Annotated in this window: 14 protein-coding genes; 13 read left to right on the plus strand and 1 reads right to left on the minus strand. The window is 43.2% G+C overall.

Annotation, left to right across the window (positions count from 1 at the left end):
• The first annotated feature begins 213 nt into the window (after positions 1 to 213).
• From glgB to PU629_RS05580, 9 genes are all read left to right on the plus strand, one after another.
• Positions 214 to 2,160, plus strand: coding sequence for a 1,4-alpha-glucan branching protein GlgB (gene glgB / locus PU629_RS05540; protein WP_275283289.1), 1,947 nt, complete (start codon positions 214 to 216; stop codon positions 2,158 to 2,160).
• 4 nt (positions 2,161 to 2,164) lie between these two features.
• Positions 2,165 to 3,319, plus strand: coding sequence for a glucose-1-phosphate adenylyltransferase (locus PU629_RS05545; protein WP_275283290.1), 1,155 nt, complete (start codon positions 2,165 to 2,167; stop codon positions 3,317 to 3,319).
• Positions 3,320 to 3,352: 33 nt separating this feature from the next.
• Complete coding sequence (glgD, locus tag PU629_RS05550; RefSeq protein WP_275283291.1) at positions 3,353 to 4,459, plus strand: glucose-1-phosphate adenylyltransferase subunit GlgD; 1,107 nt, start codon at positions 3,353 to 3,355, stop codon at positions 4,457 to 4,459.
• A 14-nt stretch (positions 4,460 to 4,473) separates the two neighbouring features.
• On the plus strand, positions 4,474 to 5,928 hold the full coding sequence (gene glgA / locus PU629_RS05555; RefSeq protein ID WP_275283293.1) for a glycogen synthase GlgA: 1,455 nt from the start codon (positions 4,474 to 4,476) through the stop codon (positions 5,926 to 5,928).
• 224 nt (positions 5,929 to 6,152) lie between these two features.
• On the plus strand, positions 6,153 to 7,667 hold the full coding sequence (hutH, locus tag PU629_RS05560) for a histidine ammonia-lyase (RefSeq protein ID WP_275283295.1): 1,515 nt from the start codon (positions 6,153 to 6,155) through the stop codon (positions 7,665 to 7,667).
• Between the two features lie 174 nt (positions 7,668 to 7,841).
• Entirely contained in the window at positions 7,842 to 9,503 is a 1,662-nt protein-coding gene (hutU, locus tag PU629_RS05565) for a urocanate hydratase (protein WP_481900478.1), read from the plus strand.
• A 3-nt stretch (positions 9,504 to 9,506) separates the two neighbouring features.
• Positions 9,507 to 10,760, plus strand: coding sequence for an imidazolonepropionase (gene hutI, locus PU629_RS05570; protein ID WP_275283296.1), 1,254 nt, complete (start codon positions 9,507 to 9,509; stop codon positions 10,758 to 10,760).
• Positions 10,753 to 11,712 (plus strand): formimidoylglutamase, encoded by a 960-nt coding sequence (gene hutG / locus PU629_RS05575; RefSeq protein ID WP_275283297.1) that lies wholly within the window; start codon positions 10,753 to 10,755, stop codon positions 11,710 to 11,712. The genes hutI and hutG overlap by 8 nt, the downstream gene beginning before the upstream one ends.
• Positions 11,713 to 11,932: 220 nt before the next feature.
• Positions 11,933 to 12,688, plus strand: coding sequence for a fumarylacetoacetate hydrolase family protein (locus PU629_RS05580; RefSeq protein WP_275283298.1), 756 nt, complete (start codon positions 11,933 to 11,935; stop codon positions 12,686 to 12,688).
• Positions 12,689 to 12,735: 47 nt separating this feature from the next.
• Here PU629_RS05580 and PU629_RS05585 read toward each other — a convergent pair whose 3' ends face one another.
• Positions 12,736 to 13,260 (minus strand): Hsp20/alpha crystallin family protein, encoded by a 525-nt coding sequence (locus PU629_RS05585; RefSeq protein ID WP_275283299.1) that lies wholly within the window; start codon positions 13,258 to 13,260, stop codon positions 12,736 to 12,738.
• A 177-nt stretch (positions 13,261 to 13,437) separates the two neighbouring features.
• On the opposite strand from PU629_RS05585, the gene PU629_RS05590 reads away from it, so the two are divergent.
• The 4 genes from PU629_RS05590 (at position 13,438) to ytkD (ending at position 16,351) form a co-directional block, all read left to right on the plus strand.
• Positions 13,438 to 13,740, plus strand: coding sequence for a hypothetical protein (locus PU629_RS05590; RefSeq protein ID WP_275283300.1), 303 nt, complete (start codon positions 13,438 to 13,440; stop codon positions 13,738 to 13,740).
• Positions 13,741 to 14,065: 325 nt separating this feature from the next.
• Positions 14,066 to 15,097 carry a low-specificity L-threonine aldolase gene (ltaE, locus tag PU629_RS05595; protein WP_275283301.1) on the plus strand — a complete coding sequence of 344 codons (1,032 nt, stop codon included), beginning with the start codon at positions 14,066 to 14,068 and terminating at the stop codon, positions 15,095 to 15,097.
• 326 nt (positions 15,098 to 15,423) lie between these two features.
• Positions 15,424 to 15,597 (plus strand): Fur-regulated basic protein FbpA, encoded by a 174-nt coding sequence (locus tag PU629_RS05600; protein ID WP_275283302.1) that lies wholly within the window; start codon positions 15,424 to 15,426, stop codon positions 15,595 to 15,597.
• A 256-nt stretch (positions 15,598 to 15,853) separates the two neighbouring features.
• On the plus strand, positions 15,854 to 16,351 hold the full coding sequence (gene ytkD / locus PU629_RS05605; protein WP_275283303.1) for an RNA deprotection pyrophosphohydrolase: 498 nt from the start codon (positions 15,854 to 15,856) through the stop codon (positions 16,349 to 16,351).
• Positions 16,352 to 16,363: the final 12 nt, after the last annotated feature.

Genomic DNA, 16,363 nt, shown 5'->3' on the forward strand with positions numbered 1-16,363 from the left:
AGAAGGGAGTCGCGGCGTTAGCGATTTTGTTCTTCTTTTAAGGAGTTCCGAAAATGATAACGCTTGCATTTCGCTTGTTTACCGAAATACTCCAAAAAAAGAAAAAAAGTGACGAAAATAGACATTTTCTGCAAAAGGAAAATTTGTCAATCATCTAGAAAATTAAGAGGTATGTGGCAGAAAAGCTATTTTAATTAGGGAAAGGCGGAAAAGATGATGAGCCAGACGGAGAGTGACCTACTGCAAAGCACGGCATGGATTCCAACTGAGTTTGACCGCTATCTCTTCCATGAAGGCACCTTGTATGAAAGCTATAAAATGCTGGGTGCTCATGTGATGACTGTCAACGGTGAATCAGGTGTTCGATTTGCTGTATGGGCTCCACATGCTGAAAGGGTTGCGGTAGTTGGGGATTTTAATCATTGGGACGGCAGCGGGCACCGTCTTACGCAAATTCCTCAATCGGATATATGGTATGGGTTCATTCCAGGGATAGAGGAAGGGAGTCTTTATAAGTATGAACTCGTATCAAACCACCAAATCTTTTTGAAATCAGACCCCTATTCCTTTTATTCTGAAGTGCGGCCAAAGACAGCTTCAATTGTCCATCGGCTGGGTCAGTATAAGTGGCATGATCAGGCCTGGTTGAACGAAAGAAGAAAAACAGATATTTACCATCGCCCTTTACTCATCTATGAAGTGCATTTGGGTTCCTGGAAGAAGAAAGCGGACGGGACGCTCTTAAGTTATCGAGAATTCGCTGAAGAGTTAGTCGATTACGTGGCAGATAGGGGCTATACCCACATTGAATTAATGCCAGTCATGGAGCACCCGTACGATCGGTCATGGGGGTATCAGATAACCGGCTATTATTCTTTGACGAGCCGTTTTGGCAGCCCTGAGGATTTTATGTATTTTGTCGACACTTGCCATCAGAGAGGAATTGGCGTCATTTTGGACTGGGTCCCTGTTCATTTTTGTAAAGATGCCCATGGCCTCAGTCGTTTTGATGGAACTCCTTTGTTTGAGCCTCAGGATACCGAAAGAGCCGAGCGACATAATTGGGGCACTTATAACTTTGATTTTTCAAAGCCTGAGGTATGGAGTTTTCTTATTTCAAATCTTTTATTTTGGATGGAACAGTACCATGTAGATGGCTTCCGCATTGATGCAGTCTCGCACATGATTTATCTCAACCACGATCGATCCTCTGATCGCCCTCTTCGCAACATAGAAGGTGGAGAAACCAATCTCGAAGCGATTGCTTTTGTTAAAAGAATGAATGAAGTCTTATTTAGCCGCTACCCTGGCGTCTTAATGATTGCTGAAGAAGCAACGGATTGGCCGCTCGTAACGGGTCAAACAGACAAAGGGGGACTCGGTTTTAACTACAAATGGAACATGGGCTGGGTTCATGATGTCCTTCGCTACATGGCGATGGAGCCAATAGAAAGACAAAACCATTATCATTTACTTACCTTCTCATTGCTTTACACCTACTCTGAAAATTTTATTCTTCCATTTTCACACGATGAACTTGTACATGGAAAGCGTTCTTTGCTTAATAAAATGGCAGGGTCCTATGAAGAAAAATTTGCTAATTTACGGTTGTTACATGGTTTCTTTATGATGCATCCGGGCAAGAAGCTTACTTTTATGGGAAATGAATTGGGGCAATTTGATGAATGGAAAGACCTCGAACAGGTTGATTGGGAATTACTCGAGAACTTTGATTCCCACCGCACCTTTAATTGTTTCGAACGTGAACTGGTTCAATTTTATAAAAAATGGCCTTGTTTTTGGCGGTTAGACCACGAATTCGAAGGCTTTCAATGGATTGAAGCGAATGCAAACCAAGATTGTATCATAGCTTTTATTAGACAAGGTAAACGCAAGGGTGATGCGGCCATTATTGTTTGTAATTTTTCACGCAACCACTATGACGATTATCGACTAGGTGTTCCTTCAAGTGGAAACTATCTTGAAATGTTTAACACAGATTGTGCAAGATATGGTGGGAATACGAATGAAGAAGGACAAATGGTATCTTCCGAGGAGCTCCCTTATCAGGGGCAGCCATGCAGCGTAATGCTTTCCCTTCCCCCTCTGAGTATGCTTGTGTTCATGAAAGAAACTAAAAAACGATTGAGGAGGTCTTAACAACATGCGCCGGAAAAAGTGGTTGGCAATGCTGTTAGCGGGTGGACAGGGCACAAGGTTAGGAGAGTTAACAAAAGAATTAGCTAAACCAGCGGTCCCTTACGGAGGTAAATATCGGATTATTGATTTTGCTCTCAGCAACTGTAATCATTCAGGAATTAACACGGTGGGGGTCTTAACACAATATCAGCCTCATGTCTTAAATGCTTATATTGGAAATGGAAAAGCGTGGGATTTAGATCGGTTGTTCGGAGGCGTGGCACTCCTTCCTCCATATAAAGGCGAGGGAGGCGGAGAATGGTATAAAGGAACAGCTAATGCTATATATCAGAATATTCATTATATCGATCAATATAATCCTGAATTCGTTGTGGTTCTTTCCGGCGATCATATTTATAAAATGAATTATAATGATTTGCTCGAGGTACATGAACGCAATCAAGCCGATGCAACCATTGCCGTGATACCGGTTCCTTGGCGGGAAGCCCATCGTTTTGGCATCATGACAACAAGTGAGAATGGGCAGATTGTGGAATTTCAAGAAAAACCGGAGGAACCGATTAGCAATCTAGCCTCAATGGGTGTCTATATTTTTAATTGGCCATTGCTTCGGCAAATCTTGATAGAAGATGAAGCCAATGCCCTCTCCACTAATGATTTTGGAAAAGACATCATTCCTCGCTTATTAGGTGAACGCAAAAGATTATTTGCCTATGAATTTAATGGCTATTGGAAGGATGTTGGGACCATTGAAAGCCTGTGGGAAGCTCATATGGATTTGATTGAGGAAAAACCGGCTTTCGATCTGTTTGATCCCAATTGGAAGATCTTTGCGGGTAATGCCAACCACCCGCCTCAATATATAGCGAAGGAAGCTAAGGTGCGCCGATCGTTGGTGAATGAAGGGTGTGTGATCTATGGGGAGGTCAATCATTCCGTCATATCTTACAACGTTCGGGTAGGGAAAGGATCGGTTATAAAAGATTCGGTCATTATGCCTGGTGCGAGCATCGGTGAAAATGTGAGAATTGAAAAAACGATCGTCGGCAGCCAAGCAGTCATTACTGATGGACAGTGTATAGGGTCGTCCGAAGCGAATGCGCCTGTAACACTATATGGCGGGGATGCGTTCGATCTTCAAAGTCAAGAGTTGGGTTAAAAATTAAAGTCAGATAGAAAAGGAACGATGCAAATGGATAAAGTGTTGGGCGTTATTAATCTTGTTAATGAAAGTCATTATTTAAAAGAATTAACTTCTCATCGTTGTCTGTCCTCAGTCCCTTTTGGAGGGCGATATCGCCTTATTGATTTCACTTTATCAAATTTTATCAATGCTGATATGACTCAGGTCGCTATTTTTCCAAAAGAACGCTATCGTTCCCTTATGGACCACCTCGGTTCCGGAAAAGAATGGGACTTAGACAGGCAAACAGGCGGTTTATATATTTTGCCACCGCTTCAGGCCACCGATTCTATTAAAGGAGATCTGCAGCAATTTCATGATCACCTGGAGATCTTTAAACGGACCTGCTGCCGAGAGGTCATTATATCACCAGGTATTCATGTTAATAAAATCGATTATAATCGGGTAATTCGGACTCATAGAGAGAATGGTGCCGATTTAACCGTTATTTATAAAGCATATGATGGCCAGCCGGTTCATAAACCGATGTATCATAAGTGTGAACTGGATGAGCAGGGGAATGTGAAGGACATTGACCTGTTTACGATCCCGAAATTAGGAGACCCCGTCCTGCTTGAAACCTATGTCATTAAAAAAGAGATTTTGATTGGTTTAATTGAAGAATGTGTTGGAAATGAAGAGTATAGCTTTCTAAAAGATGTGGTCAAAGCGCATCTTCAATCATTGAATGTTATGGGCTATCCGTTCTTAGGAAAAATGTTTTTCATCCATTCGATTGAAAGTTTCTTAGATTGCCAGCTCCAATTATTAGATCCTGAGCTGTCCCATTCTCTCTTTTATGAGGATTGGGATGTATTGACGAAAATTAAACATGAGGCACCCGCACGCTTTGGAGATTCGTCTTTTGTTTCTAATTCCTTAATTGCAAACGGCTGTGAGATTGATGGAACGGTAGAAAACAGTGTCTTATTCAGAGGAGTGAAGGTTCATCCGGGAGCCTTTGTTAAAAACAGTATTATTATGCAAAAAGGAGAGATTGAAGAAGGCGCTTATATAGAAAATGTCATCATGGATAAGCAAGGCAGAATTAGTAGTCATCGAACTTTAAGAGGGCATCATGACCCTATTTTAGTTAAAAAATCTGAAGTGATCTAGTTGGGGGAGACCAAGTGAATAGTTTATTTGCGGCATCTGAGTGTGCACCTTTCATTAAAACGGGCGGTTTAGGAGACGTTATAGGGGCTCTGCCCAAAGCCTTGGTGAAGAAGGGGGTCTCCGTCAGTGTGATTCTCCCTAAATACAAAGATCTATCTGAAAAGTACGGGCATGAGTTTACATTCGTGAGAAGCTTCGAAGTACCGGTTGGAAGGCGCAGGCAATATTGTGGCCTTTTTAAGCTAGAGTCTGAAGGGGTTACTTACTATTTATTGGATAATGAACAGTATTTCAAAAGGCATGGAAGCTACGGCTTTTATGATGATGGAGAACGCTTTGCCTTTTTTTCCCGTGCGGTGCTAGAGGCCTTGCCTTTCTTAGATGAAAGGCCTGACGTTATTCATTGCCATGATTGGCAGACAGGGCCAATCAGTGCCCTATTGAAAGCCCATTACAGCAATCATCCGTTTTATCAAGGGATCAAAACTCTTTTCACAATTCATAATCTTAAGTATCAAGGGGTTTATCCAAAGTCAGTCTTGTATGAACTTCTTGATCTGAGTGAGCTTTACTTTACAGAGGATGGTCTTGAATTCTATGGGAATGTCAGTTATATGAAAGCAGGCCTAGCCTTTTCAGATAAATTGACAACGGTTAGCCCTTCTTATGCTGAAGAAATTCAAACCCCCTATTATGGCGAGAAACTCGATGGTTTTTTGAGAAAGCGTGGGCACGATTTGGCAGGGATTATAAATGGGATCGATGTGGATGAGTATAATCCCGGGACGGACCTTTTTCTTGCTGAAAGATTCAAGACAATAGAAGGGAAAGCACTCAATAAGACAGCCCTTCAGAGAGAGCTTGGATTACCGGAACACTCGGATAGGCCTATAATGAGCATGGTGACAAGACTTGTGGAGCAAAAGGGTATGGATCTTGTGCTCCGCGTAATTCATGAAATCCTTCAGGAACAGGTTCAATTCGTTATTCTTGGAACAGGTGAGGAAGCCTACGAACAGGCTTTTAAGGCTCTTGCTCGTGAGTATCCGGAGAAATTTGTATTTTGCTGCTATTTTGATGAAGGGTTAGCAAGACGAATTTATGCAGGTTCGGACCTTTTTCTAATGCCATCCAAATTTGAACCGTGCGGGATTGGACAGTTATTTGCGCTTCGCTATGGAACGCTCCCCATTGTTCGGGAAACGGGTGGTTTGAAGGATACGGTAATATCCTATAATGAGTTTACAAATGAAGGTAATGGCTTTACTTTTGCCAATTATAATGCTCATGACATGCTCTATACCATTGAGCGCGCTTTATGGTTTTATCACTTTCAACCGAGTAAATGGATGGAACTCGCAGATCGGGCCTTACACCTCGATTTCAGTTGGGACCAATCCGCTGCTCACTACATAGAGCTTTATTATGAACTTCTTAATCAATCCGCTCAAGCTTGGAGCATGAGTTGACAATTAAACATCCGGCCATTATTGTTAGAAGAGGTACAGTACTGCTAAAGTGGCACTATTATTAATAAGAACGAGTGGATCGCGATGAACAGGGCCTTATATGTAGGCATTTTAATAATACGAATCAATCAAGAGGATCTTATATGTAAAAGCATATAAGATCCTCTTTTTTTTAATGCTTTAGCGTGGTAACTGTTCAGAGAATTAGCATAGAGGTGAACAGCATGATTGAATTAGATGGCAGTCATTTAACCATTAAGGAATTTGAAAAAATCGTTCTTTTGGATGAAAGCGTGAAGGCAACGGATGAGAGCTGGGAACGGGTTCAAGAAAGCCGTCGGGCTGTTGAATCAGTTGTCGAAAATGGGCAAATCGTTTATGGGATTACGACAGGCTTTGGGAAGTTGAGCGATGTGTATATTGCTCGAGAGGATGTTGAGGACTTGCAGCTTAATCTCATTAGAAGCCATGCCTGCGGAGTGGGAGCTCCTTTTCCTGAAAAAGTAGCCAGAGGCATGCTTTTGTTGAGAGCGAATGCACTCTTAAAAGGGTATTCCGGTGTCCGTCAGGAAGTGATCGAGCGCTTATTAGATTTATTGAATCATCAAATTCATCCTGTTATCCCGCAGCAAGGCTCACTTGGAGCAAGTGGGGACCTCGCTCCTCTTGCTCATTTGGCCCTTGTTTTAATTGGAGAGGGAGAGGTCATTTATAAGGGAGAACGTCTGGACACGAATCTTGTTTACGATCAATTAGGCTGGTTGCCTTTGCGTTTGTCCGCTAAAGAGGGATTAGCACTCATTAATGGAACACAGGCGATGACATCTCAAGGTGTCATTAATTTACTTAAAGCGATTCGTCTAGCGCGTCTATCAGAAGTAACGGCTGCTCTAACAATGGAGGCATTAGAAGGCGTTATGACAGCTTTCGATGAAGCAGTCCATGTGGCAAGAGGCTATCAAGAACAAATTGATGTTGCCCGCCGAATGAGAGCTTATCTAGACAGGAGTGAGTTGACGACGAATCAAGGTGAAAAGCGCGTTCAGGATGCGTATTCACTGAGATGTATTCCTCAAGTGCACGGTGCCTCGTGGCAAACGATTCAGTATGTCAAAGAAAAACTGACGATCGAGATGAACGCGGCGACTGACAACCCGCTTATTTTTGATGGAGGTGCCAAAATCATTTCGGGAGGGAATTTTCATGGCCAACCGATTGCCTTCGCTATGGATTTTCTTAAGATTGGGGTAGCAGAACTGGCAAATATTTCGGAGAGACGAATTGAACGGCTTGTTAACCCGCAGTTAAATGACTTGCCGCCTTTTCTGAGCCGGCATCCTGGTGTTGAATCGGGAGCGATGATTTTACAATATACTGCTGCTTCACTTGTTTCAGAGAATAAGACATTAGCGCACCCGGCAAGCGTTGATTCCATTCCATCGTCAGCGAATCAAGAAGACCATGTCAGTATGGGGACAACGGGAAGCAGACATTGCGCCCAAATTATTGAAAATGTGAGTCGGGTGTTGGCCATTGAATGCTTTTGTGCCTTACAAGCCCTTGAATTCCGTGACCGCAAGAAGCTGGCCCCGAGAACCCGAGCGATCTATGAAGCAGGAAGGCGTCTTGTGGAAGCCGTTGAACATGACCGCGTCTTTTCTCATGATATTGAAAACATCCATCAATGGTTTGAATCGGAGGAATGGAACAGCCTGCTCTTACCGATTGATGAAGAATAAGATCAACCATCCGCTTCTTTAATAGAGCGGGTGGTTTTCTTTTTACTAAGAAACTGATACTTGCTGAACATTCAACCTCGTTTCATTTAAACCTCTGCTAAAAAAAGCCTTAACGTTTTATATCTTTCATACAATTTAGATATAGATAAAAAATGTTAAGAGGGGGAAATCAACATGATCGCCAAAAGGATTCGGTCACCAAGGGGAACACAGTTAACAACAAAAGGCTGGGAGCAGGAGGCCGCCCTTCGAATGCTGTGCAATAATTTGGATCCAGAAGTAGCTGAAAATCCGGAAGAATTGGTCGTCTATGGCGGAAGGGGAAAGGCTGCCCGCAGCTGGGAGGCATTTGAAGCCATTGTTCAATCCCTCAAAAAGCTAGAGAACGATGAAACGCTGCTCGTTCAATCTGGAAAACCGGTAGGCGTGTTTAAAACTCATGAACGAGCTCCGCGGGTTCTTTTATCTAACTCGGTTCTTGTCCCGAAATGGGCCAATTGGGAGCATTTCCATGAACTTGAAAAAGCAGGCCTCATGATGTATGGGCAAATGACTGCAGGAAGCTGGATATATATTGGAAGTCAAGGGATTTTGCAAGGGACTTACGAAACCTTCCGAGCGATTGCCGACCAGCATTTTGGCGGATCGCTTAAGGGGACGTTGACTCTTACAGCAGGACTTGGCGGAATGGGTGGTGCTCAACCGCTTGCTGTTACGATGAATGAAGGGGTTGTTCTCGCAGTAGAGGTTGACCCTAAACGTATTCAAAAGCGAATAGATACCAACTATTGTGATCGTATGACAGAATCATTGGATCTCGCATTGGCTTGGGCCCAAGACGCTCTTCAGGCAAAGCGGCCTTTATCGATTGGTCTTGTTGGAAATGCCTCAGAGGTTCACCAAGAGATTTTAAATAGAGGCGTGAAAATAGACATTGTGACCGACCAAACCTCGGCTCATGATCCGTTAAATGGCTATATTCCAGCCGGCATCAAGCTAGAGGAAGCGGAAAAGCTTCGGCAAATCAATCCTAAAGCTTATGTAAAAAAGGCCTCTGAGAGCATGGCTAGGCACGTTGAAGCGATGCTGGCTTTTCAAAAGGGGGGAGCTGTTGTATTTGACTACGGAAACAATATTCGTCAAGTTGCGAAGGATCATGGCGTTGAGGCTGCTTTTTGTTTTCCAGGCTTTGTTCCGGCGTATATCCGTCCCCTCTTCTGTGAAGGAAAAGGACCGTTTCGTTGGGCAGCCTTATCTGGTGACCCTGAAGATATCTATAGGACGGATCGCTTACTTTTAGAACTTTTTCCTGAAAATGAAGGGTTAAAGCGCTGGATTACTATGGCGCAAGAAAAAGTGGCTTTTCAAGGCCTCCCTTCTAGAATTTGTTGGTTAGGCTATGGCGAACGTGAGAAAATGGGTCTTGCGTTGAATGAGCTTGTGAAAAAAGGTGAGCTTAAAGCTCCTATTGTTATTGGGCGTGATCATTTGGACTGCGGGTCTGTGGCATCACCGAACCGTGAAACAGAAGGTATGCGTGACGGCAGTGATGCGGTGGGGGACTGGGCCGTTTTAAATGCGCTGCTTAATACAGCGGCAGGGGCGAGCTGGATTTCCTTTCATCACGGTGGTGGCGTCGGAATGGGTTACTCCCTGCATGCCGGCATGGTTGTTGTGGCCGATGGTTCAAAACGTGCGGAAGAGAAGCTGGTCCGTGTTCTCCAAACAGATCCTGGTATGGGCATCATTCGTCACGTGGATGCTGGTTATGAAAAAGCCGAGGTAGTAGCAAAAGCGAAGGGTGTCCGCATTCCAATGTGGGAGGTGGAGGGCTAATCTATGTACGATCTGTTAATTGAAAACATTGGACAGCTATTAACTATGGAAGGACCGAATCGACCTAGAAAAGGCAGAGAAATGGGCCAAATCACGGTTAAAGATAACGCTGCACTTGCTGTTGAGCAAGGAAAGGTGGCATGGATTGGGTCAGCAGAGGAGGCACACTCCCTTAAAGCCTCCCGAACAATGAACGCCAAAAGCCAGCTGGTAACACCGGGACTAGTGGAGCCCCATACACATCTAGTTTTTGGGGGAACTCGTGAGAATGAGGTAGCTCTTAAGCAAAAGGGGTTTTCATATTTAGAGATTCTTGAAAGAGGTGGCGGCATTCTTTCAACGGTTCGGGCAACACGAGCAGCTTCTTTGGAGGAATTAGTAAAAAAAGCTAACCGTTCACTCGATCGATTTTTGTCCTTTGGGGTGACGACATTAGAAGCCAAAAGCGGCTACGGTCTTGATAAAAAAACAGAACTAAAGCAATTAGAGGCCATAAAGGCTCTAAATAGTCATCCCATTGAGCTTGTTTCCACTTTTCTTGGGGCTCATGCGGTTCCGCTTGAATTTAAAGGGAACACAAAGGGATTTTTAAAGGAAATGGAAGATTTATTGGATGAAATCAAGTCACAAAATCTAGCGGAATTTGTTGATATATTTTGTGAGTCAGGTGTTTTTTCCGTTGAGGAGTCAAGAGCCTATCTAGCGCGAGCCAAGGAAAAAGGGTTTGGTATCAAAATTCATGCCGATGAACTCTATCCTTTAGGCGGTACGGAGCTTGCGATTGATCTAGAGGCGGTGTCAGCCGATCATTTAGTTGCCATAAGTGAAAAGGGAATTCAACAGCTGGCAGAGAGTAAGACCATTGCTACCCTACTTCCAGGGACGACCTTTTACCTAGGTAAAGATCATTATGCTCCGGGGCGGTCGATTATTGACTGCGGAGGGGCCGTCACTTTATCGACTGATTTCAATCCAGGTAGCTCTGTTACAGAAAATCTTCAGCTCATCATGAGTCTCGCTCTGCTTAAAATGAATCTGACACCAGAGGAAATTTGGAATGCCGTGACAGTCAACGCTGCCTTTGCAATTGGAAGAGGGGATGTCGCTGGTCAGCTTGCTGTTGGACGACCGGCGGACTTCGTCATTTGGGATGCCGAGAATTATGTGTATGTTCCTTACCATTATGGTGTTTCTCATACTCAATTTGTTTTCAAAAACGGAAATTGTGTGTACGAGAGGAGCAGTGGATATGTCTAAACCTCCATTTTTAAAATCAGCGGGCCAGACAGCCTTTCAAGATTCGATGGTCACAAAATTTGGAGATGTTCTTCTACCGTGGGATGGTCAAGAAGGGGTAAAGGGCTTTGGGTTAATGGGTCTTCCTCTCTCCAAAACCTCTATCAGTCATTCAGGTGCCTCCTTTGCCCCAGAGTCAGTACGTTCAGTGTTTAAAAACATGGCCACCTATGCGGTTGAGCAGGATATAGATTTAGCTGCGGTACCTTGGACTGATCTTGGCGATGTGCAAATGCATTTAACGGACATGAACGAAAGTCATAATAGGATTGCCTCTACCATGAATGATGTCATGACGTCTAATCCAGAACTTATACCTATTCTAATTGGTGGGGATCATTCCGTAACAGCATCTGCTTTCTCTGGCTTATCACAAGCACTTAGAAAAAAGGCAGGCATCATTCAATTGGATGCCCATCATGATTTGAGGAATGTGGAAGACGGAGGACCCTCTAACGGTACTCCTTTTCGGCGTCTGATTGAAACCCTTAATTTAGATCCCCGGCACCTTGTTCAAATAGGCATCAGAAACTTTGCTAATAGCCAAGAGTATTCGGCTTATGCTCGTGAAAAAGGAGTTACTGTTTTTACGATGAGGGAGATTCGTGAAAAAGGCATACGAACCATTGGGCGGCAGGCTTATCAAAAACTGGCAAAAGAAGTCGAGTTTATCTACGTCTCGGTGGATATGGATGTATTAGATCAAGCTTATGCACCTGGTTGTCCGGCTATTCTGCCTGGTGGAATGCATCCGGAAGATTTATTTTCAGCCTTAGTCTATTTGGGATCACAGTCTTTAACGAAAGCGATCGACCTGGTTGAAATTGATCCAAAATTAGATAGTCGTGATCAAACAAGCCGAATGGCAGTGATGGCGTTTTTATCATTTGTTTTGGGGAAACAGCTGGGCTAGTTCAAAAGGTTTGTCGGGGTCCTTCTTTTCTGTGTTAGCCATACACGTGCAGCATATAGTTGAAACGGGTATAAGTTCAACTATATGCTTATTTCTAGTGGTCAAAATTAAAATTATAAAATGCATTAATCCATTTAATACCTGCATTTATTATACAGTTAAGGATTTGATTGTGATAAAATAAAGAGGATTCTGAAAAAGTGTCTTTGGAGGGTGAAAGATGAAATATTGCCGATTCCGAATACAGGGCGACATTAAGTACGGTATGATCGATGCTGATAAAGTGGTTGAGATGACGGGGCATTACTTAGAGCAGACAAGCACGCCGACCGATCAAGTATATCCATTGAATGACGTTGAATTATTAGCTCCAGTGGAACCGAAGCAGCTTGTCGCAATCGGATTGAATTATGTGGATCATGCCAAAGAACAGAATATGGATTTGCCAAAAGAACCCATGATGTTCATGCTTTCTCCAAGTGCCATTATTGGACCTAATGAACCGATCAAATTGGCCCGTGAAAAGCATCGAATTGACTATGAAGCAGAGCTTGCGATTATTATTGGAAGACAAGCTTATCAGGTTTCTGAGGAGAACGCGAATGACGTAATATTTGGTTTTACGATAAGCAATGATGTGTCCGATCGGGATTTGCAAGATCTAGATAAGCAATTTACAAGGGCTAAATCCTTTGCTACTTATAAACCATTAGGTCCAGTTGTGGAAACTCAGCTGCACCCAGAGTCAGTAAGAATACAGCTTACGCAAAATGGCGAGCTCAAACAGAATGGCAGCACCCAGGATCTGATCCACTCCATTCCTAAGGTGATTGCTGCTATTACAGAAGTGATGACGTTATATCCAGGAGATGTTGTTTTAACAGGAACACCAGCAGGGGTTGGACCGCTTTCTTCAGGCGATGAAATCGAGATCACGATTGAAGGGATTGGAACGCTTACCAACCCTGTTCAATAAAAAAAGAAATGGGTCAGGCACTCTTTTAGAAGGTCTGACCCTTTTCTTTACTCTTCAATGCTTATATCGGTCATAGGTTCCGGTCCTTTTTTCAGCATTCTGACTTCAAGTACGCCGGATTTGTATTCAGCTTTTGTATATTTAGGTTTAATGGGAGCTGGCAATGACACAACCTGATCCGCTTGGTCAGTCCCTGGAAGTCCTTTTATATAGAGTCGGGTTGTATCAAGTGACAGCTTAGGTTTGGGCTGTGATTGTGAAACGGGAATTCGTGCCACTATAAAATCGTGCGTTTCAAAGACTTCTATTTTGACAGAACTGCTTGTCTGCGCTTGTGCCTGTGCCTGATTGCCAGTGGTCTTTAGAAAATCGGGCATCGAATTGGCAATCGTCTCGTTGATTTGACGTTGCAGTTGGTCAGAATTGAAAGGAAAGCCTGTGTTGAAAAACGGTGCTCCGCCTGAAAACGGATTTTGAAACCCATTAGGCGGTGTTTGATTAGTACCTGGGTTAGTTGCATTCGTATTAAAAGGATTGGCGTTTCCATTTAATGGATTTGAGAAAGGGAACATGGGACAACTCCTTTCCTAGATTACTGAAATAAACATCACTTCATGCCATATACATGTGTAGAGTGGGTGTTCGACCACCCAACTGATCATTATTAGGTTATTCCACAGAAGGAGCCGGGTGACAGTTCTTTCACTATAGAATGAGGAAGATAAAAATAATAAAGGAGTTGAGTGGGGATGAGCTTTTTATCGCCAACTTTCATGATAAGAGAATTGAAGATTGGAACCATCTCAGAAGCTTCTTGTTTAAATATGGGGAATAATTGGCCTACCAATTTTGAAAGCCACAAAAAATTAAATCAAGGATTTGGTTCCATCACAGGTGATCAAAATAAAATAGAAAATATCCGCTCACTCTTAAGTGATCCTGACTTTATTGATATGTTGACACTAGATGAGGAAAAAGACATCCCTGATTGGCTGTTAGAATTAATGCAGAAGAAGTTTGAAGAAGAGACAGAGGGGACAGTCTCCAACTGAAAGTAAAAACTGCTTGCTAGTACAGCGGGGACAGACCGCTAGCTGAAAGTAAACAGCGGGGACAGACCCCTAACTGAAAGTAAACACTGCCTGCTGGGGTCTGTCCCCCCCCCACAACAAATAAAAAAGGACCTCGCCATTTGGCGAGGTCAGGATGAAAGTGTGTTGGGGTTAGGGTTGTTATTAAATTACCCAAAAGAAATAGAGTCTAAACCTATAAAACAAAAAAATGATAAAAAAGATTTGAGGTTTCATCTCTTGTTAAGAGATGCGCATTAATTGGACGTCTTCTACAATGGAGTTAAGAGAATCGGAGGGGAAAACCATGATTGATTTGCGAAGTGATACCGTCACAAAACCAACAGAAGAGATGAGACGAGCTATGTATGAAGCAGAGGTGGGAGATGATGTGTACGGCGAAGATCCCACTTTGAATGAGTTAGAGGAGATGGCAGCTGATATTTTGGGAAAAGAGGCGGCTCTTTTTGTCACAAGCGGGACTCAAGGCAATCAGGTTGCCGTTTTGACGCACTGCCGGCCAGGACAAGAGATCATCTTGGAAGAGAATGCTCATATCTATGTTTACGAAGGGGGCGCGATTTCGGCGCTTGCGGGTGTACAACCAAAATTAGTAACAGGGATTCACGGAAGTCTTCAAGCAGAAGACGTTGAAAGAGCTATTCGCGGCGAAGATATTCACGAACCAGAAACGGGTTTGATTGCTATCGAAAACACGCATAATCGAGCAGGTGGGAGCATCATTCCTCTTGAAGACATGAAACGTGTTTATACGGTTGCTCAACAAAACGGGATACCCGTTCATTTAGATGGGGCGCGTTTGTTCAATGCCGTCGTTCAATCGGGTCATTCCGCAAAAGAGTTTGCCAGAGAGACCACAACGGTTCAAATTTGCCTTTCTAAAGGTCTCGGTTCACCTGTTGGTTCACTTATTGCAGGTGACCAAGCCTTTATTAATCGGGCAAGAAAATGGCGTAAACGGCTTGGCGGTGGTCTTCGTCAGGCGGGGATATTAGCAGCGGCAGGACTTGTTTCCTTGACAAAGATGGTCGATCGATTAAGTGAGGATCATGAGCGGGCTCAACGTCTTGCTAGAGCATTAGCAGAAGTTGAAGGTTACGAAATTAGTAATAATGTGGATACGAATATTGTGATGCTGGATGTCTCAAACACGTCTCTGAGTGCTAAGCAAATCGTCGAAGAAGTCAAGAAAGAGGGAGTTTTGGCTTCTGTCTTTGGACCTTCTACAATAAGACTTACCACACACTATGACATTAGTGATCTTGATATCGATAAAGCCATTACCGTTTTTCAAAACCTTTCACGAAAATTAAACTAGACCTATTAAAGGTGTCCGCAGACTGTCGACAACACTTTCCTTAATGGAAGGAGTCGACAGTTTTTTATTGCAGGAAAGTATAAAAGTCTCGATTTGTGGATGATTCGACATTTCTAAAAGTACGGTAATAACCTCGCTTGCATGGACCATTTTTTTGCCATCTTAAGGTTGTTCATCGTCTGCCGGTCGTCTGTTTGGCATCGGCAAACACCGGTTCAATGGTTCCTCTGGCTGCCCCTCCCCAAGTTTAATTTTTCTCCTATTTAAGGTGTATTCCTTCCAGTGTCTGGGAAGACTAATTGAAAAATAGGTTGGAGATGAATGGGATGCTGAAAGAGAATATGCTGAGGCAAGCGGTGGAAATGAGAAGACAGCATTTGATTTCCTGTCTCACGGCTTTGTCTGTCAATGATGAGACGCCATTTGAAGAGCTTACATTATCGGAGCTAGAACGTGAGTGGCATTATTATCTAAATGACCTTAATCAGGAAGTCAATTAGTCTTTAAGGAAGGTCAAGTTCTTCAAATGCAGAACAGGCAGATAAAAAGAGTATTTTCGTAAATCAAGAGTTAAGCGTATTCAATGGACCTCTCGCCTCATTTGCGCATACATTAAATTAGGGCGACTTTCATCTCAGGAAAAGCGTCGTTGTAGACGATTTAAAGGGCGATTCCTTTACAAGTATCGTTGTAACCTTTATCTTAAAGAGAGATGAGGAGACGCAGGAGATTGGTAAGCGTATATGGGATGGAGTTATGGTTATGAGCATAGATCAATATGAATTTGTAGACTACTATGAAAACCCTGTTTTATTATCGTTTGAGAATCACCCTTTTGATTCTTATCCCAAGCATGTTTGGGTGATTTGTCGGTTCAAGGATCAGTGGCTGTTAACGCGTCATCCAAGACGAGGTTGGGAATTTCCCGGAGGCAAAGTGGAGGAAGGGGAAACTCCAGAAGAAGCGGCGATCCGAGAAGTCAATGAAGAGACGGGGGCTCGTGTTGGTTCCATACAGTATATCGGACAATATAAAGTAGATGGAAAAAGCGGAACGATCGTCAAAAATGTTTATTATGCCGAAATCAGCGAAGTAAAGGCAAAGAAAGACTATATGGAAACAAATGGACCCGTATTCATTCATACCCTGCCTAGGGATATTCAAAACAATGACACGTATTCTTTCATGATGAAAGACGACGTACTGCGGCTAAGTATGCAGTATATCTACAATGAAATATTTAGCAGAAAATAAGGTCAGAACCGT

The sequence above is a fragment of the Pullulanibacillus sp. KACC 23026 genome, assembly GCF_029094525.1.
GTDB lineage: Bacteria > Bacillota > Bacilli > Bacillales > Sporolactobacillaceae > KACC-23026.